The organism is Binatus sp. (SeqCode) (assembly GCF_049584895.1).
Taxonomy (GTDB): Bacteria; Desulfobacterota; Binatia; order Binatales; family Binataceae; genus Binatus.
The window spans coordinates 1-25,356 of record NZ_JBAUYR010000012.1 but is presented as its reverse complement, the minus strand read 5'-3'; the positions used below and the strand labels follow the sequence as shown (position 1 = coordinate 25,356).

Here is a 25,356-nt window from a genome sequence, read left to right as displayed (position 1 = left end):
CGAGGATACCTGTGCCAACAAGTCTAAGAAACACTCGCTATCCGCGCGCTCCTGCGATCAGGGCGGCCGCCTCGGCTTCGCCAACTTCGCGCTGCGTGCTTTGCTTCAAGTCGCGCAACTGCACGACCCCACGCGCGAGTTCATCGTCGCCGATAATCACCGCGAAGCGCGCGCCAATTTTCGACGCGCGCGCCAGCAGCGTCTTCATCTTGCGCTCGGGCGAAAGCATCTCGATGTTGAGATTCGCTCCGCGTAGCGAACGCGCTACGACGACCGCATGACGAGTCGCCGCCGCGCCCATAGAAATAATCGCTGCGTCGGGCGTGACCGTTGGCAACTCACCAGCGGCTTCCAGAGCCAGTGCCATTCGATCGACGCCGATCGCGAAACCAATCCCCGCAACCGCCGCACCGCCCATCGTCTCGACCAGCCCATCGTATCTGCCCCCCGCCACCACCGTGCTTTGCGCGCCGAGACCGCCCGCCATCACTTCGAACGCGGTGCGGGTATAGTAGTCGAGACCCCGCACCATCCGCGGATTGACGACGTACTGAACACTCGCGGCGGTCAGCAGTTCCTTGACGATGTCGAAATGCGCGCGGCATTCGTCGCACAGGAAGTCGAGGCTGTTCGGCGCCGACTCTGTCACCTTCGCGTCTCGCTTGCAGTCGAGCAGACGCAGCGGGTTGCGATCGATGCGATTGTGGCAGTCCTCGTCGAGCTCATCCCAATGCGCGCGCCCCCATTTCACGAGCGCCTCACGGAAGGCCGGCCGGCACTTTTGATCGCCGATCGAATTTATCTCCATCGTGAACGGAACTTTGAGGTCGCGGCAAAGCTCGTCGATCATTATCAGCAGCTCGGCGTCGCAGGCCGCATCCTGCCTGCCGAATACCTCGACGCCGAATTGATAGAACTGGCGATAGCGGCCCTTCTGCGGACGCTCGCGACGAAACATCGGTCCCGAATAGAAAAAACGCTGCTCAGGATCGGTGCGATCGAGTCCGGCCTCAATGTATGCGCGCACGACGCCGGGGGTGCCTTCAGGCCGGATCGCGACGACGGTCTCGCCCTCGTCGCGATCGGTGAACGTGTACATCTGCTTTTCGACGACGTCCGAAGTCTCGCCGCTCGAGCGCTGGTAGAGTTGCGCGCGCTCGAGCACAGGAATGCGGATCTCTTTGATCGAGTAGCGATCGAAAATCGCGCGCGCCCGCTCCTCGACGAGGCTCATCGCGCGCGCGTCGGCGGCGATTAGATCTCGAAACCCTCTGAGTCGCGTCAGTTCCAAGCTACCTAACCCCTAACCCCTTCCCATTGTGGGAAGGGGAACTGGAGTGGGAGAGGCTCGGCGCATCAGGTCGCGCAGCTCGCGGAAGCCGACCATCTCGACGCCTTCGTCCTTGATCAGCTGGCGCGTCTTGTCTGACGTGAAATAACGGAAGTCGGCGTCGCGCTGCATCGCATCACGCGCGCAAGTCTTCAGTTCGTCACGTGCAATTGCAGGATGACACAAAATTTCGGTCACGCCCGGCTTCAGGGTGCGGATGAGATTCGTCCAGTATGTCTCGGTCTCGGCCACCGACGACGGCCCGTAAAATATCAGATGGTCGGGAGTGACGACGCCGGCAGCGTCGAGCTGGTCGAGAATCGCGCCCATCCCTTCGGTGCCGATTCGGCGGCGCGACGCGAGCCTGATCGGCAGGCGATATTCATCGGCCAGCCGCGCGTAAATCTCGTGATAGTCGGCGCGCAGTTGCAGCGTGCCCATGTGCGAATCGAGATGAGTCGCGTCGATTCCCGCCGCGAACGCCTTTTCAATTTGCGCGCGCAACTCAGCTTCCGCCTCATCGAGTCGGGCGTGCTCGTAAACCTGCGCGACCGTCTGCCACAGGTATCCACGCTCATCCACGAGCGACGGGACCACATCGCGTCCGGACACCGGTCCCCATTTGTAGCGGTCCCATTCTGCGGTGAGCGTGAGATGGACGCCCAGGTCGGCGTCCGGATTATTCCGCGCGAATTGCGCTGCCTCCTCGAACCACGGACACGTCACGAGGATCGTCGACGACGTGAACACGCCCTCCTTCAGACCCCTGATGACGCCTTCGTTCTGGTCGTGGCACATCCCGAAGTCGTCCGCATTGAGGATGAGCACGCGCGCATCGGCGGCATAGCCAAGCCGTTCGGCCGTCGATTTTGTCTCGTTTGCCATCTGCTCGATCCCGTCAAACTTATCGGCCCACTAGGGAAAGAAAAAGGGCCGCCTGTTGGGGCGGCCCTCTCTCGAAGTGCCGATTAGGCGTTAGTCCTGATTATACCGTCAGGATATGGATCGTGCAGGCGGAGCCCAGCCCGATAACATGGGCCTGGCCCGCCTTGGCGTTAGGCACCAGGCGATCTTTCGCACGATCGTCCTGGGTCAGGTGCCAGACCACTTCGCAGATATTCGCGACGCCGGTCGCACCGAGAGGATGCCCCTTCGAGAGCAATCCGCCTGACACGTTTACCGGATCGTGGCCGCCGAGGCTCGGATGCACGCCGCCGCCCGAGTCGATGAACTTGCCGGCCTCGCCGTCGCCGCACAGTCCGAGGTTCTCGTAGTGCACGAGTTCCGCAGTCGCGAAGCAATCATGCAATTCGGTAAGCGCGATGTCCTTGGGTCCGATGCCGGCCTTCTCGTACGCCTGCTTCGACGCGCGCCGCGTGAGCGTGCTGACATCGGGCAGAGTGGCAGTGCGATCGGTCCACGGATCGGAAGTGAGCACCGAGGCCGCGATCTTTGCGCGCTTGCGTCCACCCGCGAGCTGTTTCAGCTTGTCCTCGCTGACGAGAATCGCAGCCGCAGCGCCGTCGCCCGTCGGGCAACACATATAAAGAGTGTTGGGATACGCCACCATGCGCGCATTCATCACGTCTTCGAGCGAGACTTCGTTGCGATACTGCGAGAACGGATTCTTGGTCGCATGCTTGTGCGACTTCACCGAGATTTTGGCGAAGTGCTCAGGCTTGGTGCCGTACTTGCGCATGTGCTCGATGCCCGCCTGTCCAAACACCGCAGGCATCAGGCCGGAACCGAGCTTGCCCTCGGTCGAGTACGCGGGGTCGCCGCCGCCGGCGCCGCCGAGCAATCCCTGCTTGCCCATCTGCTCGACACCGACCGCCATCGAGATGTCATACATTCCCGATGCGACCGACATATACGCCTCGCGAAAAGCGGTTGAGCCGGTGGCGCATGCGTTCGAGACGTTGATCACGGGGATTCCGGTCTGGCCGATTTGCTGCAGGATTCGCTGCCCGACCATCGCATTGGACTGGTAAAGATTTCCGCAGGCGAACATCTCGACGTCCTTGATTGCAATTCCGGCGTCCTTGAGCGCGAGCAGCGCCGCCGCACCGCCGAGTTCCGGAACAGTCTTCTCGGGATAGCGCCCGAATTTGATCATCCCGGTTCCGAGAACATAAACATTTCGCATCTTGATTCCTCCTGGCGGCCCGGCCCGTAGCTCAGGTCCGTCGTAAAGTTTGTTCGCCTTTTTGGGACCCTAATTTTTACTTGGCCTGTACGAGAACGCCACGACCTCGTGCCCTTCGCGATCCTTGGCCGCAACGCCGGTCACCAATTCAACCGGCAGATTGAAAATCTTGTTAGGTTCCTTCTGCGCCTGCTCGGGATCGACGTCGGTCAGATTCGCGCGGACGCTGATGCCCTCGGGCAAATCGACGATCGCCGTCACGTAAGGCGTCTTGATTCCGGGGAACGACTGATGCACGACCGAAAACACGTACACCTTGCCCTTGTCGGACAAAGTCACCGGCTGGAACTTGTCGGTCTTACCGCACTTCGAGCACGCGACCCGTTTCGGATCGAGATAGATTGCCCCGCACTCGCCGCACTTGATGCCTTCGAGATGCGGCTTGGGCGCCAATTTCAGCCATGGAACGATCGGGCGCGGTCCCGTGTCAGTAGTAGCTTGAGCCTGCTCAGCCATGAAGATCCTCCGGACGATTCGATAATAATTGTGCTATCAGAATGACCAACGCCGCCTCGTGCGGCGGCGCCGTCGCTCTCTCTTTCGCCGAAGTTTCCCACAGGTCAGACAGGTCGTCAACAGTCGCGCGGACAATACTGACGACTACAGATCCTTCTTAGTGGCACAGGCTTCAGCCTGTGATTTCCTGTCCATGCCACTGGAATCACCGGCTGAAGCCGGTGCCACGTTATTCCAATCGATCCGTAAGCCAGTTGCGCAGTACCGAGAAGAACTCGGCGTGAGTGGCTTTTTCGAGCCACGGATAATGGCCGCAGCGCTGCCATTCCCGATACTCCAATTGCGGGATATACGGCGCGAGGCTCGCTCTGATCATTTCCCCGGGATGAGGATCTACCTCGCCGTGCAGCATGAGAACTGGTGATTTGATCACCGAGAACGCCGACGGATACACGCCTTGGTTTTGCAGCCGCACCATGTCGTCCCAGGTCTCGCTGCTCGTGCCCGGCTCCGACTCTTCGATCTCCTGATCGGTCGTCACCAGGTCGTACGAATACAGTTCAAGCGTCTGCTTACCCAACTCGCGGAATCGATCATTCGGATCCGCGATTTGCTGCGCAAGTTCGAATCGCCGCCGAGCACCCGTATCCTTCTTGCGCTCCGACAAATTGATGCTGAACTGCTCGCGCGCGGCCAAATCGAACGTACCACTGCATACGAGCACGATTGGACCCGCCGAACTCGGATGCGCCGCCGCGTAAGCAAGCACCAGCATCGCCCCCCACGAATGGCCAACGAGTGCAGGCGGTCGGCTGTACGATAAGGATTCAACGACTTCGTGCAGGTCCGCGACGTGATCGGCGACAGTCGCGCTGGTGGGGCTTTGAAACGGTTCGTGCACGCGGAAGGAGTCGGCGATTCCGCGCGCCACCGGAGCCATCGATCCGCACGCGCCCGGCCCGCCGTGCACGACGATGACTTGAGGTCCCGAGGCGCCGTATAAGCGAACTTTCAACAAGCAATCGTGAGGGCTATTTGTGCTGCCAGTTTGGCGGGCGCTTTTCGACGAAGGCTGTGGTGCCCTCGACGCGATCTGCGCTGCCGAAGGTCACGCCGAATGCCTCCTGCTCGTAGCGCAAGCCAGCGTCCTCTTCCATCGTGAAGGCGGCTCGCAGAGCGGCTTTTGCCTGACGCAGCGCGACGGCGGATTTGCTCGCGATTTTTTCGGCCAGTTTGCGCGTCGTCTCGATCAGTTCCCCGGGCGGCACGACCTGGTTCGCGAGGCCCAGTTCAAGAGCGGTCTTCGCGTCGAACATGTCGCCGGTCATGATCAGCTCGCGCGCTTTATTGTGGCCGATTCGATGCGGCAGGCGCTGCGTTCCGCCGAAGCCCGGGATGAGTCCGAGATTTATCTCGGGCTGCCCGAAGCGCGCCTTTTCGCTGGCGACGATCAGGTCGCATGCGAGCGCAAGCTCGAGGCCGCCGCCGAGCGCGAAGCCGTTAACTGCCGCGATGACGGGAATTGGCAGGTCCTCGAAACTCTCCATCACACGATGGCCCAGGCGCGAAAAATCGAGACCATCGATAGCCGACATTTTCGCCATCGCCGCGATATCCGCACCCGCGACGAATGCCTTGTCGCCCGCGCCGGTGACGATCAGTACGCGCACGGAAGCGTCGTGACGCACCTCGCGAATCACACGCGCGATTTCCTCGAGCACCTCGCGATTCAACGCATTGAGAGCCGTCGGCCGGTTAACGGTCAGCGTCGCAATCGCAGCCTTTTCGAAAATAATATTTTTGAATTCCACGCTTCTAATTCCGCCCTCAACGGTTTAAGTGTCAAGCCCCCGGCGCTTGCGCGCTACTCATCGCGCGCGAAACAATGCGCACGTGCGAATCAAATCGGGAATGTCGGCGCGGCTCTTCGTTCTGGCGATTGTGCTTTTTCTCTGTTCGGGATGTAGTTCGAATGCAGAGACCTTCGTCACCAAGATTCGCGCCGAAGCAACCGACAAATGCCACGAAGGCAACCAGGCTGCGTGTCATACGATCGTCCAGCAGGTGAGCGACACCAAGGTCCTCATCGAATCCACTGCGCCGATCGAGATTCAAACGCCCGCCTGCAACGCCGGCAGACAGGACGCATGCGAGCAGATGGCCGTGCTGCACGGTGAGTTGAGCACGTGGTGCACGATGGGCAACGGACCGGCGTGCGCGGCCGTCAAGACTGGTCCGTGGCCGGCAAAATGGGACGAGCCGGCTCTGATCGACGCGGCCAAGATGTCGTGCCTCTCCGGCCAGTTCAAGGCCGATTCGAGCACATGCCAGGCTTTGCAGATGATGTAAGTGGCTAACTCCGCTCTTCGAAGCCGAGCGAAATCATCATCTCGTGCAGCGATTGATCGACTTCCACGTAGTCAGTGAGCGAGAGATATACGTGGCATCCGCGAGCGCCTTTGGCGCCTCCGGGAATCTCCACAATTTTGAGGATCTGATCGGCGTTAATCATCAGCGGCCTGTCTTTCATACTCACGCGCAACCACATATCCCGCCACCTTCCAGCCTATCCGGCTTTAATATTCTGGTTTGAAATCGAAATGATGAATCGCTTCGATGAAGCGAATAGTGCGCGTCTTCGATCGCATCACGACGCTGTTGGTCATCGCGCCGCCGGAGAAAAATCGCACGCCGCGCAGATAGTCGCCGGTGGTCACTCCCGTCGCCGCGAACATCACGTTCTCGCCCGCCAACTCCTCGAGCGTGTAGCGATGCTTCAAGTCCATGATGCCCATCGCGAGGCATGCCTCGGCTTCCTCTCCGTTGCGCGGCATGAACCGGCATTGCATCTCGCCGCCGGCAGAACGAATCGCGGCGCCGGCCAGCACGCCCTGATGCGCGCCACCGATTCCAATGAGCATATCGATTTCGCTCTCGGGCCGCGTCGTCGCGATCGCCGCCGACAGGTCACCGGCTGAGATCATCTTGATACCGGCGCCCGCGCGACGGACTTCATTGATCAGCTTTTCATGACGCGGGCGATCGAGGATCGCGACGCGTAGATCTTCGACGTAAACTTTTTTCGCCTCGGCCAGTGCCTTGAGATTGTCGGTTGGCGACCTGTCGATATCGATCACGCCGCGTCCCGCCGGACCGCACGCGACTTTATCCATGTAGGTGTCGGGGCATCGCAGGATTCTCCCGCGCTCCGCCAGCGCGACGCATGACAGCGCGTTGGGGCCACCGGTTGCGCAGATGATCGGACCTTCGATCGCGTCGAGCGCGACGTCGATTTCAGTGCCCGCGCCGGTGCCTACTATTTCGCCCTCGTACAGGAACTCGGCGTCGCCTTCTTTGCCCTCGCCGATCACGATTTTGCCGTCCATCGCAACCGAGTTCAGCGTCTTGCGCATCGCGTCGCACGCCGCCCGATCCGCCATCCGCTCGTCGCCCTTGCCGATGAAGCGCGCCGCCGCGAGCGCCGCGGCTTCCGTCGCGCGCACCACTTCGAGGGCAAGATTCCGCTCCATCCAGAGGCCTCCGGGTCAGTTCGACGTGGTCTTCAAGGGGCTGCCGAAAAGAGATTCTATCAGGTGATAGCCGTCGCCGACGAGCACTCCGGTCGCGGTGCCCTCGTCTTCGGTGTAGCGACGCGGCGTGCTGCCGCCGGGCTTGAACTGGGCCGAGGTCATCAGCGCGAACGGCACCGGCTCCGGCGAATGAGTCTTGAGCTGGCTCGGCGTCGCGTGGTCGGGCATCAGCAGGATTGCGAAATCGCCAAGCGCGCCAAGCCCCGCGAGCATCGGCCCGATGATCAACTCGTCGATACGCTCGATCGCTTCCTTCTTCAGATCGGCGCGGCCCATGTGACCAGCCTCGTCGGGCGCCTCGATATGCAACAGCAGGAAGTCGCGCGACTTGAGCGATTCGAGCCCATAGCGCGCCTTGGCGGCGTAGTCGGTATCGAGAAATCCGGTCGCGCCGGGAACCTTGATCAGGTTGAGTCCCGCGAGCCGGCCAAGCCCGTTGACCAGGTCGACCGCCGATATCACTGAGCCGTCGACGCCGAAGCGCTCCTTCAATGTGGGGACTGACGGTCGCGTGCCCTGCCCCCAGAACCACACTGACGATGCTTCAGCTTTGCCTGCCCCGCGGCGCGCCTTGTTCACCGGATGCTCGCGCAAAATCTCGGCAGAGCGCCGCGTCAGATCGCGCAGCAAATCCGCACCCGCACCTTTTGGCAGATGGTCCTCGACCGGCTTGCCCGTGATGTCGTGCGGAGGAGTCAGGTGCGTGGTCGCGATTCCGCCGCGCCACATCATCAGATGCCGGTAGCTGACGCCGTTGAAAAATTCGATCCCGTCGCCCGCGAGCTCCTTGCGCAGGTCGGAGACGATCTGCGCCGCTTCTTCGCTGGTGATATGACCCGACGTGAAGTCGTTCATGATCATCGCGCCGCTTTCGTTGTCGCCCGGCTTCAGCGAGACGAGATTCATCCGGAACACCACGTCGCGCGGGCCCATCTCGATTCCCTGGCTCGCCGCTTCGATCGGCGCGCGCCCGGTGTGATAACGCACCGGGTCGTAGCCGAGCATCGTCATGGTGCCGACATCGCTGCCCGACGGCATGCCCTTGGGAATAGTCGCGACCATCCCGAGCGTCCCGCGCGTCGCCATCAGATCCATGTTGGGCTTGTGCGCCGCAGCGAGCGGCGTCTGGCCGCCGAGCTCCTCGCACGCCCAATCCGCCATCCCGTCGCCGTGTATGATGATGTATTTCATCGCATTTCCGATTCACACCACCCGTAGGCAGTGGTTCAGTTCGAGGGCGAGCGTGGGACTAATTGTCGAGCCTCATCCAAAGAGACAATCCCATTTCCGCGAGGATCGTTTTGACCTCGTTCAGCGACTTGCGACCGAAGTTCCTAATCTCCAGCAGTTCCTCTTCAGTGCACTGCACCAGCTCGCCGACATATTGGATATCGGCGTTCCGCAATCCGTAAGACGTACGAACCGAAATCGGCAATCCCTCGACCGAACGAAGGAAGATCTCATTTATCGGCATAGCTGGGATCTTATCCTTGAATCAGTTCTCTCTGGCAAATCGATCCGGTATCCACCCGTAGTGGTCTTCGGAGGGGGCTACTACCAAGGCTAGCTTCGTTCCGTCAAAAAGAGTTTTCGTGCGAAGCGGGCTTCTGAGGATCTCGGGCATCCGGGCGGGGGTCGGGGAGCAGCTTGCGGAGTGGTTCATACGGTTAGGCATAGCAGAGAAAATCCGCATGCGTCAGGCTGAATAGTTCAGCAGTGATCGATACCTGGTCGCCACTGAGCAATCCGTTGCGTCGAAACTTAGCCATTGCCGACACGTTTTTTCGCTTACTCGCGTTCCAAAATTTTCAGCACTTTCGCGATGTCCGGTTCGACCACGATAGTGTTACTTAAGTTTTTCAGCGCCGTGTCGGGATCCTTGAGGCCGTGGCCGGTAAGGGTGCATACGACGACCGAGCCCGGCTTAAGTTGCCCTGCACCCGCATATTTCAGCAGACCCGCGACGGAAGCCGCCGACGCCGGCTCCGCAAACACGCCGCCCGAGGCGATCAGCCGATACGCCGCGAGGATTTCTGAATCAGTGACAATATCTATAATCCCGCCCGACTCGTCGCGCGCGCTGGTCGCGCCTTTCCAGCTCGCGGGATTGCCGATTTTGATCGCCGTCGCCACGGTATGCGGATCGTCAATCGGATGGCCGACGACAATCGGCGCCGACTCTGCCGCCTGGTAGCCCATCATCTTCGGAACGCGCTCGCTGAGTCCCACTGACTTATATTCCTGGTAGCCCGCCCAGTACGCGGTAATATTCCCGGCGTTACCAACCGGCAGAAAATGATGCGTAGGCGCGTCGCCAAGTTGGTCGCAGATCTCGAACGCCGCCGTCTTCTGTCCCGCGATTCGATCAGGATTCACGCTGTTCACGAGTCGAATCCTGACCGGGTCGCGCTCCGCGACATCGCGCACAACCTTCAAGCAGATGTCGAAGTTTCCGATCACCTCGAGCACGCGCGCGCCATGCATCACGCTTTGCGACAACTTGCCGAGCGCGACCGCGCCCTTGGGAATCAGCACGAACGCCTTCAGCCCCGCGCGCCCCGCGTACGCTGCCGCGGACGCTGCCGTGTTCCCGGTCGACGCGCATATGACGGCGCGAGCGCCCTCGCCCAGCGCCTTCGAAATCGCGAGCGTCATGCCGCGATCCTTGAACGAGCCGGTAGGATTGGCGCCTTCGAACTTAAAGTAAACCTTTATGTTTAGACCGAGCCGCTCTGCGATCGCGGGCGCCTCGATCAGCGGGGTGTTGCCCTCATTCAGCGTGACCACCGGCATCGAATCCGTTACCGGCAGGAAGCGCCGATAATGCTCGATGAGCCCGGGCCAGTGAAACAGCCGCTGATTTTTCGATCCGCTCTTCGAGTCCGACGCCATCGCCTAAAGCTTCTCCTCGATTCGAATAAACGCGGGTGCCGACTGCACGATTTTTTTCTTACGAATCTCCGCCAGCGCCCGTTTCAGGCTGCGCTCGGGGGCGTCATGGGTTCGCATAATCACCGGCACCGTGCGCGTCTTCCCGCGATCCTTCTGAATCACCGACGCGATCGACAGCCCATACCTTCCCAGCACCGACGCAATCGCGCCGAGCACCCCCGGCTTATCCGGTGCCGTGAACCGCAGGTAATACTCGCATACCACGTCGTCCATCGGCTTGACACTGGCGCCTTTCATCAGGTGAATCGGAAATCCGAACGCGTGGGTTCGCGCCGAGCCCTCGGCCATTCGGTGCCGCGCGATTTCGAGTATGTCCGCCATCACCGCGGTCGCCGACGGCATCTCGCCCGCGCCAAGCCCGGAATACATTGTCGCGCCAAGCGCTTCGCCATGAATATAGATCGCGTTGAACGCGCCGCCGACGCCCGCGAGCATATGGCGATCCGGAATCATCGTGGGATGCACCCGCGCCTCGATCCCGCCGTCGTCATCCTTGCCAATCGCGAGCAGTTTAATCGCATAGCCGAGTTCGCGCGCGTACTCGATATCCGCCTGCGTGATTTGCGTGATCCCTTCGGTGTAAATCTGCGCCGGCTTCACCATCACGCCAAACGCCAACGTCACCAGCAGGCAAAGCTTATGCGCAGAGTCATGCCCCTCGACATCGGTCGCGGGATTCGCCTCGGCCAGGCCCTTGGCCTGCGCCTCGGCGAGTGCGGTGCCGAACTCGACGCCGCTCTCCGACATCGTGGTGAGAATGGAATTGCAGGTGCCGTTGACGATTCCATAAACGGCGCGCTGCCGATCACCTGCAAGCGCCTCGCGCAGCGTGCGGATGATCGGCACGCCGCCGCCGACGCTCGCCTCGAAGCCGACGGCGAGACCGCGCTTGCCGGCCTCGCGAAAAATCTCGCCGCCATGCTCAGCGAGCAGAGCCTTGTTGCCGGTCACGACGTCCTTGCCCGCCGCGAGCGACTTCATGATCAGTGCGCGCGCCGGTTCATGACCGCCGAACAACTCAACCACGATATCGATATCGGGACGCGCCACCAGTGCGGCCGCATCGCGCGTGATAAGTTTCGCGGACAGGCCGGGCACGTCGTCGGGCTTGAGGCTTCTATCCGCGACGCCCGCCAGCTCCAGCGGCGCGCCGAGGATGCGCTCGTACTTGTCGGGATTGCGCAGCAGCAGCTTGACCACGCCGCCGCCCACGGTACCGCATCCGAGCAGGGCAATCCGTACCGGTTTCAATCTGTTAGGTGTTCCCCGATGTAATCGCGATTGGGGTCAGGAGCCGCTGGCCGCCCGCGGAATTTCGGCGTGACCGGCGCGCAGTGCGTGACGAATACCGCGGAGCGCCTGGCGCGTGCGATGCTCGTTCTCGATCAATGCGAAACGCACGAAGCCGTCGCCGTCCTGGCCGAAGCCGACTCCGGGCGACACCGCGACTTTGGCTTCGGCGAGCAGAAACTTGGCAAATTCGAGCGATCCCATCGCGCGGAACGGCTCCGGAATCGGCGCCCATACGAACATCGTCGCCTTGGGCTTCTCGACCGGCCATCCGGCGCGGTTGAGCCCGTCGACCAGCACGTCGCGCCGATTCTTGTAGGTAGCGTTGATTTGCGCGACGCATTCCTGCGGCCCGTTGAGCGCCGCGATTGCCGCGACCTGCACAGGAGCGAACATCCCGTAGTCGAAGTACGACTTCAATCGGCCCAGCGCCGCGATCATCTCGCGATTTCCGACCGCGAAGCCCACCCGCCAGCCCGGCATGTTGTAGCTCTTCGACAGCGTGAAGAACTCGACGCCGATTTCTTTCGCTCCCGGCACCTGCATCATCGAGGGTGCCTTGTAACCGTCGAAGCACAGGTCCGCGTACGCGAAATCCTGCGCGACCATGATGTCGTTCTCGCGCGCGAACTCCACCACTCGTTGCATGAAGTGCAAATCGACGGTCGCGGTGGTCGGGTTATGCGGAAAGTTCATGATAAGGAATTTGGGCCGCGGCCAGCATCGATTGACCGTCGCCATTAGCTCGTCGAAAAATTCCTCGCCGCGCCGAATCGGCACGCCCTGCACCTGCGCGCCCGCAATGATGCATCCGTACTGATGAATCGGATACGTGGGAGTGGGAGCGAGCACCACGTCGCCCTGATCGAGAATCGCAAGCGCCAGGTGCGCGATGCCCTCCTTCGATCCAATCGTGACGATCGCTTCCGAATCAGGATCGAGCTCGACGCCGTAGCGCCGCTTGTACCAATCGCAAATCGCCAGCCGCAGCTTGTACACGCCACGCGAGACCGAGTAGCGATGGTTGGCGTTCTTGGTGGCGGCCTCGACCAGCTTGGCCACAATGTGCGGAGGAGTCGCCTCATCGGGATTTCCCATCCCGAAATCGATTATGTCCTCACCGGCGCGCCGCGCCTGCAGGCACAGTTCTCCGATCGCGTTGAAGACGTAGGGCGGCAGCCGTTTGATTCGTGGGAAATCCATCGAGCTATAAGTTTTAACGGACCCCCGCGGATGCCGCTAGTAGGGTTGCGAGATTGAGGAACGTCAAAAAGTAACTAATTTAGTTGGTGGCACAGGCTTTAGCCTGTGATTTTCTGGTCCCTGCAAATCCAGGAAAGAATCGACTCAAGGTGATTTTCGTCGATATCATCAAAGGCTAGCAGTGAAGCTCTTAACCAGAACCCAGTAGGATTATCGCTTATGAACAAACTAGCAGGCAAAGTGGCAATCGTCACCGGTGCATCGAAAGGAATCGGAGCTGCGGCCGCCAAGGCGCTCGCCGCCGAAGGAGCCGCGGTCGCGGTAAACTATTCTTCAGGCAAAGAAGGAGCGGAAGGCATCGTCGCGCAGATTACGCGCGAAGGCGGCAAGGCGATCGCGATTCAGGCTGATGTTTCCAAGGCGTCCGACGTAAAGCGGATGTTCGAGGCGACGAAGAAGGCGCTCGGCTCGGTCGACGTACTGGTAAACACGCCGGCGTCTTTCAGTTTGATTCGCTGGAGGCCATTACTGAAAAAGAGTTCCATCGCGAGTTCGATATCAACGTGCTCGGGACGATTCTCGCGACGCAGGAAGCGCTCAAGTATTTCCCACGCACCGGCGGCAGCATCATCAATCTCAGCTCGATCGCAAGCGCCAACCCGGTGCCGAATTCCACGCTCTACGCCGGCACCAAGGGCGCGATCGATTCAATCTCGATGGCGATGGCGAAAGAGCTCGGACCGCGAAACATCCGGGTCAATGTCGTAGCGCCGGGATTGGTCGATACCGAGGGCAACCGGGGCAGCGGCTTCGTCGGCAGTGAAGCGGGAAATGCGGGAGCAGCGGCTACACCGCTCGCGGCAAGATTCGGCAGGCCGGAGGAAATCGCTCCGGTGATTGTTTTTCTCGCCTCGGACGATTCCTCCTGGCTGACGGGCGAAAGAATCAGCGCATCCGGAGGGTTACACTAAAACAGAAATATGGGGCATATGTGGCACCGGCTTCAGCCGGTGATTCGGGTTGTGCGGATCGGAAAATTACAGAAAATCACAGGCTAAAGCCTGTGCCACTGAATGATCACTTCGCGGCGCCGGCGAGCGCGACTGCCTCGGTCTCGCGACGCCTCGTCGCCCAATACACCGGCGCCGCGCACATCGAGATCAGACCCGCGATTTGCCATTCGAAGGGTATGCCCGCGGTGTCTGCGATTCGCCCCGCGACCAGCAGGCCGACGGCGCCGCCCATCGTCTGGAAGGTCGAGTTGAACGACAGCAACGTCGCGCGATTGCCCGACTCGAGCTGCTCGTTGAACCAGCTCTGCACCAGCGGCATCATCGCGCCCGTGAACAGGTTCATGATGAACAGCATCGCGAGCGAGACGACCGGCTTCCCGCCGAACAGACCCGCCAGGAACAGCATCGCGCTCGCCGCGATTAACAGCATGCTCACCCGCGCCGCGCGCTGCGATTCGTCAACCTCGAATCGCGCACTTAGCTCTGCGCCGATCAGGCGCGCCAACGACAACCCGCAATAGATCCAGCCGATGATCCACACGCCCACCGCCAGGCTTTCGTTGAACATCACCGGCCACGAAACCCAATACGGCGCCCATGCGGCCACCGTGATTGCGTTCGCGATACTCAGCATCAGGACGGTGTTCGCGCCAAGTCCGGCACGGATGCCACCGCCGACATTTTCCGCGATTCGCCGCGGGATATCCGCGACTCTAACGGTGGTCGCGCGCACACGCTCGTCGTGCATCAGGAATGCGCCGACGGTACCAGCGATTACGTAGCCGCCTGCACCGAGGATCCACGGCCACGCGATGTTGACGTCGGCGACGTACGCGCCGATCATCGCCGAGCCCATGAAGCCAATCGTGCTCAGTTGCGAGATGCGCGAGAAGAGCCGGTCCTTGAGGCCGTCGTAGCCGGCGTCGTCGAGCGCGTCGACACCCCATGCGTCAATCGCGCCGTTGCCGAAGGTCGTGCCGACACCGTCGATGCTCTCGGCGATGATGAAGACATAGTAATGATGCGCCACGAAATAGAGCAGGAATGCGGAGACGCGGAGGAACGCTCCCAGCACGAACGAGCGGCGGCGGCCGAGGAGATCGGCGAAGGCGCCGGTAGGTACGTCGGTCAGAAACAGGACGAGGAAGTAGGTCGCGAGGACGCTGTTTATCTGGAACTGGTTGAGCCCGCGCGAATGCAGGAAAATCGGGTAGACGCCGAACAGGAATCCGCCGGCGAACGAGTACATGCCCCATACCGTGTAATAGCGGCGAATGATATCGCGAATTGTCGGAGCATGCGGCCGTGCGATTTCCACCGAAATTTCCTCGCGCATTGTGCGCCAAAAGCAAAAGCCCCGGGGCTCGCAAGCGCCCGGGGCTTTTTAGAGCCAAGTATCAATGTCCGTCTCAATTCAGGAGGACCTTAATTGAATTGGGGACTCGACGTACATCACCACTCGGCTTCATGACGCACAGATTATTCCAGTGGTTGGCTTTCAGTCAAGCGCCTTGTAGGGAAGCTAAACAAGCTGTCCCGGTTCTCAGAATCGCAGGTATCACGTAGCATCTAGAGGTCCGACGTCTTCGCATGAGCAACCCGAGCCTCGACCGCAGTTTTGATTTTCCCGCAGACGTGCCCGAACCGGGGCTCGCGACTCGCGCGTGGCGTTTTTCAAATGTCGTATGGCTAGCGGCGTACGTGTATGTGGGCTACAAAGGCACTCAGCTCTGGACGCGCTTCATCGACGATCGCAACAAAGCCGAACTTTTCCGGCGGCAGGATCTCCGCGCCGCCCAAGCACTCAATCGCACCGCGCTCCGCCTCGAAGGTTTGCTGATCAAGGCATGCCAGTTTATCGCGACTCGCACCGACGTGCTCCCCGACGAATGGGTCTCGACGCTTTCCGGCCTGCACGACCGCGTACCGCCACGTCCGTTTGCGATGATCCGCGAACAGATCGAGCGGGAACTGCGTCGCCCGCTCGAAGCTGTCTATACCGAGTTCGATCCCGTCCCGCTGGCGTCGGCATCTCTCGCGCAAGTGCATAGCGCGCGCCTGCACGACGGCCGTCGATGCGCGGTGAAGGTGCAGTATCCCGGAATCGACGGCATCGTGCGCGCCGACCTTCGCAACATGACGACCGTGCTCTATTGGCTTGCGAAGCTCGAGCGAGACTTCGACTATCGGGTCCTGATGCGCGAGGCGCTCAAGTACATCCCGATGGAGCTCGACTTCATTCACGAGGCCGAAAACTCCGCGACGATGCGCCGCAACTTCGGCTCGGATCCCGCAGTGATCGTTCCTGAAGTCTATCGCGAGTTTACCACCCGGCGCGTGCTCACGATGGAGCTGCTCGAGGGCATCAAGGTGACCGACGTCGAGGCGCTCGAGCGAGCGGGGATCGACAAGCATGCGGTCGCGCAGAAGCTGGTCGAGATATTTTGCGATCAGGTTTTGCGCGACGGCTTTTTCCATGCCGACCCGCATCCCGGCAATATCCTGGTTCAGCCGGGCCCGAAAATCGTGTTGCTCGACTTCGGCCTGGCCAAGGATTTCCCGCCCACGTTCCGCGACGGTATCGTGCGACTGACGTTTTCGATTCTTACTGCGAATCGCGAAGGTATCATCGCCGCGTTCCACGAGCTGGGCTTTCGCACGCGCAACGGCGATCCCGACACGCTGCTGGCGTTCGCCGACTTGTTTCTCGGCAACACTATCAAGTCGAAGAAGGCGTACGCCGACAAGGACCTTATCGATCAGTTCAATGAAGAACTGCCGCGGGCGATACGCGCAAATCCTGTGGTCGAGGTTCCGGCCGACGTGCTGCTGGTCGGCCGCATGATGGGTCTGCTGAGCGGACTCGGCAAGTCGCTCGACTCGCAAGTGAATCTGTTCACGACGATCATGCCGTACGCGCAGCGCTTGATGACGGCGATACCGGCCAACGGTTCATCTGCCGCCGCAGCGAATACTCCTGCCGGCAAGTAGTCTTCTCCCTCTGGTTCCTTCGCGCGCTTCTTCGTGGCACTGTTTGCCCTGTAATTTTTTGGTGGAGACCTATTGATGTCTGATCGACGCAACAAACTTGTGCCGCTGGCGGCAGAACTCGCGGCCGACTTTGCGACTCGCGCCGGAGAGCATGATCGCGACAATTCATTTCCGGTCGAAAACGTCGACAAGATGAAAGCGGCCGGCTACACCGCACTCGTTATTCCCGAGAAGCATGGCGGCCTCGGCGCCGACCTCGAGGATTTTGCGCTATGCCAGGAGCAGCTCGCGCAGGGCTGCGCCGCGACCACGATCGCGATCAACATGCATCTGTTCGGCATCGGCAGCATGGTCGAGCGCGCCACCGGCCGCCCGCAGGAGGAATTGTTCTTCGACGTGATCGGGCGCGGACATCAAATCCTCGGCGGCGGGATTAGCGAACCCGAGACTGGCGGCGATTGGGGTTACTTCGCGACTCGCGCGCGCCGCGAGGGTGAGACCTACGTCCTCAACGGACGCAAAACTTTCACCAGCCTGTCGCCGGTGATCGATTTGTTCATGGTGATGGCGACGATCGAGGATTCCAATCCGCCGGCCTCGGCGACTTTCGTAGTGCCACGCGGCACTCCCGGCTTCGAACTTATCGAAACGTGGGACGCGATGGGCATGCGGGCGACGGCTAGTCACGACCTTGTGGTCAAGGACGTCCGCGTGCCGGCGATTGCGATGGCGGAGTCGCGGCCGGTCGGTCCCGTGAACGACCAGGCGATCTCGCTGTTCGCGTGGTTCGGCGTTTCCGTTGCGGCAACATATACCGGCGTCGCGATTGCCGCATTGAAGTTTGCCAAGGAATTTGCCGGCCGGCTGAAGCCGCTCACGCAGCCGCGCACTATCAAGTATCTGCCGGGTATCCAGTTCGCGATTGCCGAGGCCGAAGCGCTGATCGCTCAGTCGCGCGCGCTCTATCTCGGCGTCGCCAACGACTACATTCGCGATCGCGCATCGTTCAAAGGCGAGTCGGGACTGGCGCGCGTCGTGATGCCGAAGTATGTCGCGACCAACAACGCGATCCGCGCCGTCGATTATTGCATGGAAGTGGTCGGCGCGCATGGGATGCTGAAGAAATTCCCGATGGAGCGCTACTACCGCGACGTCCGCGCCGGCCCGAACCATCCACTGTCCAACGCCCGCGCCCGCGAGCTGCTGGGCAAAGTCGCGCTCGGCGTAGGACTGTCCGAAACCCCGCGCTGGTAGGCGGCGGAATCAGCCGTGCTTGACCCGAAGGTAAATCCGACCTAATGAGCACGCGAGGAGCTGAGATGGGGGTTCAGAGCGACTTTGTACATCACATTGATAGCCGCGGTTGCGGCAGTCGGCGGCCTCTTGTTCGGTTTCGATACGGGAGTGATTGCGGGCGCAATGCTCTTCATCGTTCCCGAGTTCCATCTTGGCCCTGCCGAGCAGGGACTCGTAGTGAGCGCGGTGACCTTTGGCGCATTGTTCGGCGCGCTGATCGGAGGTACTTCGTCTGACGCAATCGGCAGGCGCTGGACCAACATCGCCGCCGGCTTGAGCTTTGTTGCAGGCTCAATTTTCTCAGCGCTCGCGCCCAACGTCGAAGTTCTGATCGCAAGTCGCGTCCTCATCGGACTGGCAATAGGACTGACGTCGGTAGCAGCGCCGATGTATATCGCGGAGCTTTCGCCGCCACGTAATCGCGGCAAGCTGGTATCGCTTTTTCAGCTGGCGATCACCCTCGGCATCCTGGTTTCCTACGTTGTCGATCGAGCTTTGGCGCCCGATCACGCGTGGCGCTGGATGCTGGGGCTCGCATTCGTCCCCGGCGCAATGCTCGTGATCGGAATGATCGCGATGCCCGAGTCACCGCGATGGCTCCTGAAAACGGGAGCGGAAAAGGCCGCTCGGCACGCTCTCTCGCTGGTGCGGTCTCCCGATGAAATCGATGCGGAAGTAAAACAGATCCACGAAGACCTCGAACACAATCGGCCCGCTGCGTGGTCGGAGTTGCTGATGCCGGGACTTCGTCCAGCGCTGCTGGTTGGGGTCGGGCTCGCGGTTCTCCAGCAAGTGACCGGCATCAACACGATTATCTACTACGCGCCCCAGATTTTTCAGAAGGCCGGACTGAACAGTGCGACCACCGCGTTGGCGGCAACTGCCGGGATCGGGGTCGTCAACGTCTTCTCTACGCTGATCGCAATCTGGCTGGTCGATCGAGTCGGAAGAAAGCCGCTGCTCCTGACCGGACTGATTGGAATGACAGTGAGTCTGGCCGCGCTCGGCTTCGCTCAACTTTTCGGTTCAAGGTTCGATGTTAACCAACACTGGGTTGCGCCAATTACGGTAGGATTCATCGGACTGTATATCGTCTGCTTCGCTTTTTCGCTGGGGCCGGTCGTATGGCTGATGATCTCAGAAATCTTTCCCAACCGTGCGCGGGCGCGAGCGGCTGGAATCTCGACGGCCGCCAACTGGACAGCGAACTTTCTCGTGAGTCTTTCGTTCCCGGTTCTGCAAGCGATGCTGGGACCGTCGCTCTGGTTTCTCTATGCGGCGATGGGAGTGGCAGCGTTCATATTCGTAGTCGGCTGGGTTCCTGAAACCAAAGGAAAGTCGCTTGAGGACATCTCGCGCCAGTGGCGGAATGCAACCGCAACCAACCTCGTACATCAGCAGCCTGCCAAATGAGTCGGTTGATTTTCAGATTACTTGTGGTCAGCTTCGTGCTCGCCTCCATCTTTCCGACTGCCGGGGAGGCTCAGACATTCTCAACGCCGTGGATGCACACGACCAACCAGGATTGGGCCTCCGAATGGGGCGTACTCGATCCTATGATTTTGTTCGCCCCTAGATCCTGGGCTCAGCTAAACGGGGCGACGGGAAATTGGGATGGCGTGCGTACCGACCTCGCGCACGCGGGAGTTTCTTTTTTCGGCTCCTATGAAAGTGAATCCGCCGGCAATCCCGTCGGCGGAGAAGTGCACAAGTTCCGATACACGCACAACATCGCGCTCGGGATCGCATCGGACCTGCAAAAACTGATCGGCCTCCGCGATACCTACTTTCTTGCATCAGCCTCGGAACGCACAGGCAACAGTCTGTCGAAGGACATCCCCAACACTCTTCAGGTGCAGCAGATTTTCGGACATCAAACGATTCGGCTGGTGGACCTGGCAGTCGAACATCTATTTTTCGACCGGAAACTCGACGTCGTTGGCGGCCGTATCAACGCGCTCGATGACTTCGCGACATCGCCGTACTACTGCTTCGCGCAAAACCTCGGCTTCTGCGGTAATCCACTGAGTATTCCGACTAACGCCAATGTACCGAGCTACCCGGGCGCTGCGTGGGGAGTTCGCGCACGCTATCAGCCCTCGCCTGAGTTTTACTCGATGACGGGGGCGTACAATACCTACCGGGACTTTCGCAGCGATAAGTTCCACGGCGTTGATTTCAGCTTCCGTCATAATTCCGGCGTCGCGATCATGCAGGAGCTCGGCTATTCGCCCAAGCTGATACGAGACCTCGGATATCCGGGAACCTACAAGCTCGGCGGACTCTATGATTCCGAACCAAGGCTGCAATTCAAGACCGGCCAGATGCGCGGGGGAACCTGGCAAATGTACGTAACCGGCCAACAGCGGCTCCTGCGCCGGCCGGAGGGCGCAACCAATCCTCATCAAGGTTTGTGGTCATTCCTCGCCTTCACGTATGCGCCGCCAAAGATGAACACCGATGAATATTTCTGGGATGCCGGGCTGCTCTACTTCGGGCTGATTCCGCACCGACCCGAGGACGAGTTGGGCTTGTTTGGAATCTGGGGGCAATTTTCCAGCGATCTCCGGGACGCTCAGCGCGCAGCTCACCAGCCAACCCAGACGCATGAAGCGATCATCGAGGCTAACTACATGTACAACGTGACCCCCTCGCTGACCGTGCAACCGGATATACAAGGCGTATTCCGACCAAACGGCACCGGCCTTGTCAGCGACACGTTGGTTCTCGCCGTGCAGGTGACGATTGCTCTTTAGACATTGTCGATTGATCTGCGCGTCGCGCTGGACCGGTCACCGCGCGAGTAATACTTTCCATTTACCGTGATCAACGAAATCGAACAGGTTGCGATTCGGGCGGCGCGTGCCGCCGGTAGAATTCATCTTAAACGACTCAGCCGAATAACTATCAATCGCAAGTCGAACTCGATCGATCTGGTGACCGAAGCCGATCGCGAATCCGAGGCGGCGATCATTGAGGTTATCCATCGCGCATTTCCCACCCATGCGATTCTCGCGGAAGAAAGTGGCGCCAGCGCGCATCAAAGTGACCATCGATGGATCATTGATCCGCTCGACGGCACCACCAACTTCGCGCACGGCTATCCGCAATTCTGCGTGTCGATTGCCTACGAGCGCCGCGGACGGGTGCAGTTCGGCGTGGTCTTCGACGCGCTCAAGAAAGAATGCTTCGTGGCGCATCGCGGCCAGGGCGCACGCCTCAACGGCAAGACGATTCGGGTCAGTGCGACGCCAAATCTGTGCTCCGCCCTCCTCTGCACCGGATTCGCGTATGACCGGCGCGAGCGCCGTCGTTTCTACATGTGCTTCTGGGAAGAACTGATGACGCGCACCCAGGGCATCCGGCGGACAGGGTCAGCGGCGCTCGATCTCGCGTACGTCGCGGCCGGACGCACGGATGGCTTCTGGGAATTCGGACTGCGTGCGTGGGACGTAGCCGCCGGATCGTTGATCGTCGAGGAGGCGCGCGGACGCGTGACCAACATGGATGGATCCGAGCTCGACCTGGGCGGCGCGAATATAGTGGCGACTAACGGGCGGATTCATGATGAGCTGGTCGAAACGATCACGCAGACGCGGCCCGAAGCCGACCGCCGTCACGCCGAGATGCTGCGCGAGACGAAGGCCTCGGCGTAGACTAAAAGAATCGCTTACTCGTTGGCGATGTTGCAAATTACTTCTGCCTGACTCCGTCAAAGGAAATCGCCAACACTCGAAAAATGACCTTCGGCCAGTGGGAGGCCAAGATGTGGCAATGAAACCCGAGGAGGGGATATCTGGAGACAGGCCCCTCAACAATCCGGACGACGACGAACTTGGATACGCGTCTTTCGCTTCACATCTGGGGAAGCGAATTTTAACGACGGCGGCCCCCGAAGGTTTCGTAATCGCGATTAACGGTCCTTGGGGCTCGGGAAAGACCTCGCTGCTCAACATGGTGCGATTCTTCTTGCGCGAGAGGGAGTCCGACGAGCGGCCAATATTGATTCAGTTCGATCCCTGGTGGTTCGCCAGCCGCGAAGATTTAGTCCGCCGTTTCTTCGAGACACTTCAGTCCGCTTTCGAGGGTCCAGGTGCCGTGCACCGCATACGGGAACTATTCAACCGGCTCGGCGGAATGGTATCGCGCCTCCCCGTCGGTACCGCGGCAGATGTGGGACGTGCCGTCGAGTGGTTCACTACCGCGCCCGAGTTAACGGTACCCGGGGTCAAGGAAATGATCGCCGAGCAATTGTGCGGTCTTGGAAAGCTAGTCGTTGTCACAATCGACGACATTGATCGCCTCACATTCGATGAGATTAGGCAGGTCTTCCGCTTGGTAAAAGCGGTCGGCGACTTTCCCAACGTGGTCTATATCCTTGCTTTCGACCCCCGCATAGTTGCAAAGGCTCTTGTTGAGCCGGGGTCTCCGGCGGAAAAAACCCAATTCATCGAGAAGATCGTCCAAGTTCCGATCGATCTGCCAATCATTGATCGTTCCTTGCTCCATCGAATGTTCTTTCGCAAGCTGGACGCGTTGGACGAGTCGGTGGGAGGTCACGACCTGGAGATGTTCGATGAGCAGTACTGGGGGAACGTCTTTCTCGACGGTATAGGGCCTCTTCTTAAGACACCGCGCGATGTCGCGCGGCTGATGAATGCCCTGCAGTTCACCTACCCGGCAGTTCACAAAGAGGTTAACCTCGCAGACTTCGTCGCGATCGAAGCACTTCGAGTTTTCCAACCTCGCGCCTACGACTTGGTTAGGAGTAACCCCAATATGTTCCTGCATCACTCGGAGCTCCTTTGGGGAGGCGGTCATAAAAAAGTTGATTTGGGCGAATTGCTGACCAGCGCTGGCGTAAAAGAAGATGCCCGCGAAACGACTGGTGCGCTGCTGAAACGGATGTTCCCGAGGCTAGAAGCGAATTACGGTAATGACTTCGATTCCAATTGGCGCAGGCAGGGAAGGATTTGCTCTCCCGAGCGGTTTCCAATTTACTTCGCGTTCTCGTTGCCAAAAGGTGAATTCTCAACTGACGAGATCAAGTCACTGTTAAATGCCGCCAAGGATTCAAAAGAGTTCAGCGAGAGTTTCCTTCGCCTTTCATCGGACATTTTAGCAGACGGCACATCACGGGCTCGCGGGATGCTCATTCGAATACAGGATTATACCGCCGCAGACTTGGAGTTGGCTCACATACCCAATGTAGTGACGTCGCTGCTGGAAATAGGAGATCGACTTTGCCGGGAAGAGGATAGGCCGTTCGACATTTTCGCTATAAGCAATGATCTCCTGATCGCACGTGTCCTGCGCCAAATCTTGGTACGGCTAGAAGAACCAGATCGGTTTCGAATATTTAGTGGCGCAGCTCGCGAGGGCGCGGCGGTCGGGATCATCACACAGGAGGTCGCCATTTTCGGACAAGAATACGGAAAGCATGGTGCGAGGGAGCCCGTGCAAGAAAGCAATCGCACATTTACTGCAGAACATCTGCAAGAGTTAGAACGTATAGCTCTCGATCGGGTGCGCGCTGCGGCGGCGGATGGAACTCTTCTTAACCTGTCAGGCCAACTTCCGTTGTTGAACGAGTGGCGGGAGATGGCCGGAGTAGAAGAAGTGTCTTCGGCGATAAAGATACTGATCTCAACAGATCAAGGGCTGGTGAAACTTTTGGCAGGCTCATTGAATAGGGGTACAACACACGGTCTCACCGACCGAGTAGGCAGTACTTTTTATCAGCTTGATCCGGAATGGTTCAGACCTTTCTTTGATCCGAGTACCATAATTGACCGTTGCCGCACCCTACTTGAGGGCGGTTCGGCCTTATCCGAGAAGGAAAAGCTTGCGCTGAAGGAATTTGTTCGCGAATATGAAATCCGTCAAGCGGGCGGAAATCCTCAGGATCCGCTGACGAAGATACTCCCGACCAAGAAGTAAGATGAACACGAAGATTAGACGTGCGAGCCGCGAGGACGTCGAGGTCTGCGGCGAAATTTGCTACCGCGCGTTCTGCGAGCTCGCTGACCAGCATAATTTCCCGCACGAGTTTCCAAACCTGGAGGCTGCTCACGGTGTCGTCCGCAGCATGATTTCCAATCCGGGAATTTACGGAATCGTCGCCGAGATGAACGGACGAACCGCCGGCAGCAACTTCATGGATGAGCGATCGCCGATTGCGGGAATCGGGCCGATCAGCGTCGATCCCGAGGTGCAGAACAGCGGCGCCGGGCGCGCGATGATGCAGCACGTGCTCGATCGCGTCGTGGCCAATCGAATGCCGGGCGTGCGCCTGGTGCAGACCGCCTATCATAATCGATCGCTCAGTCTGTACGCGAAGCTCGGCTTCGAAATCCGCGAGCCGCTGTCGGTGATGGTTGGATCGCCGATCAAACAATCTATCGCGGGTTACCAGGTTCGCGCCGCCACCGACGCTGACCTCCAAGCGTGCAACCGGTTATGCGTCGTCGTGCACGGACACGACCGGGCGGGCGAATTGCGCGAAGCGATCAAGGAAGGGACGGCCAATGTCGTCGAGCATCTCGGACGCATCACTGGCTACGCGAGCGCAATCGGATACGCTGGTCACGCGGTCGGCGAATCGAACGAGGAACTCAAGGCACTCATTTCGGCGGCGCCAGAATTTCTCGGATGCGGCCCGCTGATCCCGTCGCGCAACGGCGAACTGCTCCGATGGTGCTACAGCAAGGGCTTGCGGCTGATGCAACAGATGACGCTGATGAGCGTCGGCCTCTACAACGAACCGCGCTTCCCGTTCATCCCGTCGATCATTTATTGACTAGCGGGGGAGCGCCGGAAGTACCTCGACATCAAAAAAGATCCCGGGTCCCTCGGCTTCTGTCGGGATGACACAAAGACGGGAACCGCGCGCTCAACAATCGATCGCCTTGTCCGCGGCGGATTGCTGATATAGTTGTGTCGATTGACGAATCGCACTGCCCCGGTAGTGAAAAGGACATCACGGAGGTCTCCGGAACCTCAGGTCCGGGTTCGATTCCCGGCCGGGGC

General features: G+C 60.0%; 22 protein-coding genes, 1 tRNA gene and 1 pseudogene. 10 read left to right on the top strand and 14 right to left on the bottom strand.

The genetic code is table 11. The features are described 5' to 3' along the window. Positions 1-37: 37 nt before the first annotated feature. From hisS to WB650_RS02485, 6 genes are all read right to left on the bottom strand, one after another. Complete coding sequence (gene hisS / locus WB650_RS02510) at positions 38-1,291, bottom strand: histidine--tRNA ligase (protein WP_422305005.1); 1,254 nt, start codon at positions 1,289-1,291, stop codon at positions 38-40. A gap of 12 nt (positions 1,292-1,303) precedes the next feature. Next, positions 1,304-2,215, bottom strand: coding sequence for a polysaccharide deacetylase family protein (locus WB650_RS02505; RefSeq protein WP_422305007.1), 912 nt, complete (start codon positions 2,213-2,215; stop codon positions 1,304-1,306). A 100-nt stretch (positions 2,216-2,315) separates the two neighbouring features. Continuing rightward, positions 2,316-3,476: a thiolase family protein gene (locus WB650_RS02500; RefSeq protein WP_422305009.1), complete on the bottom strand. Its 1,161-nt coding sequence runs from the start codon at positions 3,474-3,476 to the stop codon at positions 2,316-2,318. 69 nt (positions 3,477-3,545) lie between these two features. Next, positions 3,546-3,992, bottom strand: coding sequence for a Zn-ribbon domain-containing OB-fold protein (locus tag WB650_RS02495; protein ID WP_423959294.1), 447 nt, complete (start codon positions 3,990-3,992; stop codon positions 3,546-3,548). Between the two features lie 229 nt (positions 3,993-4,221). Beyond that, positions 4,222-5,007, bottom strand: coding sequence for an alpha/beta fold hydrolase (locus WB650_RS02490; RefSeq protein ID WP_422302744.1), 786 nt, complete (start codon positions 5,005-5,007; stop codon positions 4,222-4,224). A gap of 16 nt (positions 5,008-5,023) precedes the next feature. Then, positions 5,024-5,803, bottom strand: coding sequence for an enoyl-CoA hydratase/isomerase family protein (locus WB650_RS02485; RefSeq protein WP_422302746.1), 780 nt, complete (start codon positions 5,801-5,803; stop codon positions 5,024-5,026). A gap of 82 nt (positions 5,804-5,885) precedes the next feature. On the opposite strand from WB650_RS02485, the gene WB650_RS02480 reads away from it, so the two are divergent. Next, positions 5,886-6,341, top strand: a complete 456-nt coding sequence (locus tag WB650_RS02480; RefSeq protein WP_422302748.1) for a hypothetical protein — start codon at positions 5,886-5,888, stop codon at positions 6,339-6,341. A 4-nt stretch (positions 6,342-6,345) separates the two neighbouring features. Here the strand turns inward: WB650_RS02480 and WB650_RS02475 are convergent, their stop codons facing one another. From WB650_RS02475 to alaC, 7 genes are all read right to left on the bottom strand, one after another. Beyond that, on the bottom strand, positions 6,346-6,528 hold the full coding sequence (locus WB650_RS02475; RefSeq protein ID WP_422302750.1) for a hypothetical protein: 183 nt from the start codon (positions 6,526-6,528) through the stop codon (positions 6,346-6,348). Between the two features lie 40 nt (positions 6,529-6,568). Next, complete coding sequence (gene glpX / locus WB650_RS02470) at positions 6,569-7,522, bottom strand: class II fructose-bisphosphatase (protein WP_422302752.1); 954 nt, start codon at positions 7,520-7,522, stop codon at positions 6,569-6,571. Between the two features lie 15 nt (positions 7,523-7,537). After that, the gene (locus tag WB650_RS02465; RefSeq protein WP_423959290.1) at positions 7,538-8,773 is read right to left on the bottom strand and encodes a cofactor-independent phosphoglycerate mutase; all 1,236 of its coding nucleotides are present in this window, start codon (positions 8,771-8,773) and stop codon (positions 7,538-7,540) included. A 58-nt stretch (positions 8,774-8,831) separates the two neighbouring features. Beyond that, positions 8,832-9,056, bottom strand: a complete 225-nt coding sequence (locus tag WB650_RS02460; RefSeq protein ID WP_423959289.1) for a DNA-directed RNA polymerase subunit alpha C-terminal domain-containing protein — start codon at positions 9,054-9,056, stop codon at positions 8,832-8,834. Between the two features lie 314 nt (positions 9,057-9,370). Continuing rightward, positions 9,371-10,474: a threonine synthase gene (gene thrC, locus WB650_RS02455; RefSeq protein WP_423959287.1), complete on the bottom strand. Its 1,104-nt coding sequence runs from the start codon at positions 10,472-10,474 to the stop codon at positions 9,371-9,373. A gap of 3 nt (positions 10,475-10,477) precedes the next feature. Continuing rightward, positions 10,478-11,785 (bottom strand): homoserine dehydrogenase, encoded by a 1,308-nt coding sequence (locus WB650_RS02450; protein WP_422306429.1) that lies wholly within the window; start codon positions 11,783-11,785, stop codon positions 10,478-10,480. Between the two features lie 36 nt (positions 11,786-11,821). Next, positions 11,822-13,027, bottom strand: a complete 1,206-nt coding sequence (alaC, locus tag WB650_RS02445; RefSeq protein ID WP_422306427.1) for an alanine transaminase — start codon at positions 13,025-13,027, stop codon at positions 11,822-11,824. Between the two features lie 219 nt (positions 13,028-13,246). Between alaC and WB650_RS02440 the strand changes: the two are divergent. Beyond that, positions 13,247-13,998, top strand: a pseudogene (locus tag WB650_RS02440) (glucose 1-dehydrogenase). Positions 13,999-14,104: 106 nt separating this feature from the next. Here the strand turns inward: WB650_RS02440 and WB650_RS02435 are convergent. Next, on the bottom strand, positions 14,105-15,358 hold the full coding sequence (locus WB650_RS02435; RefSeq protein ID WP_422306423.1) for an MFS transporter: 1,254 nt from the start codon (positions 15,356-15,358) through the stop codon (positions 14,105-14,107). Positions 15,359-15,630: 272 nt separating this feature from the next. Between WB650_RS02435 and WB650_RS02430 the strand changes: the two genes are divergently transcribed. The 8 genes from WB650_RS02430 (at position 15,631) to WB650_RS02395 (ending at position 25,356) form a co-directional block, all read left to right on the top strand. Beyond that, complete coding sequence (locus WB650_RS02430) at positions 15,631-17,031, top strand: ABC1 kinase family protein (RefSeq protein ID WP_422306421.1); 1,401 nt, start codon at positions 15,631-15,633, stop codon at positions 17,029-17,031. A gap of 75 nt (positions 17,032-17,106) precedes the next feature. Then, positions 17,107-18,285, top strand: a complete 1,179-nt coding sequence (locus WB650_RS02425; RefSeq protein WP_422306419.1) for an acyl-CoA dehydrogenase family protein — start codon at positions 17,107-17,109, stop codon at positions 18,283-18,285. 84 nt (positions 18,286-18,369) lie between these two features. After that, positions 18,370-19,740 (top strand): sugar porter family MFS transporter, encoded by a 1,371-nt coding sequence (locus WB650_RS02420; RefSeq protein WP_423959284.1) that lies wholly within the window; start codon positions 18,370-18,372, stop codon positions 19,738-19,740. After that, positions 19,737-21,083, top strand: a complete 1,347-nt coding sequence (locus tag WB650_RS02415) for a carbohydrate porin (RefSeq protein ID WP_423959282.1) — start codon at positions 19,737-19,739, stop codon at positions 21,081-21,083. Before WB650_RS02420 ends, WB650_RS02415 begins: the two co-directional genes overlap by 4 nt. Positions 21,084-21,149: 66 nt before the next feature. Further along, on the top strand, positions 21,150-21,983 hold the full coding sequence (locus WB650_RS02410) for an inositol monophosphatase family protein (RefSeq protein WP_422306415.1): 834 nt from the start codon (positions 21,150-21,152) through the stop codon (positions 21,981-21,983). A 118-nt stretch (positions 21,984-22,101) separates the two neighbouring features. After that, positions 22,102-24,267 (top strand): KAP family NTPase, encoded by a 2,166-nt coding sequence (locus tag WB650_RS02405; RefSeq protein WP_422306432.1) that lies wholly within the window; start codon positions 22,102-22,104, stop codon positions 24,265-24,267. Between the two features lies 1 nt (position 24,268). Next, entirely contained in the window at positions 24,269-25,126 is an 858-nt protein-coding gene (locus tag WB650_RS02400; protein WP_422306412.1) for a GNAT family N-acetyltransferase, read from the top strand. 159 nt (positions 25,127-25,285) lie between these two features. Then, positions 25,286-25,356 (top strand) — tRNA-Arg (locus tag WB650_RS02395).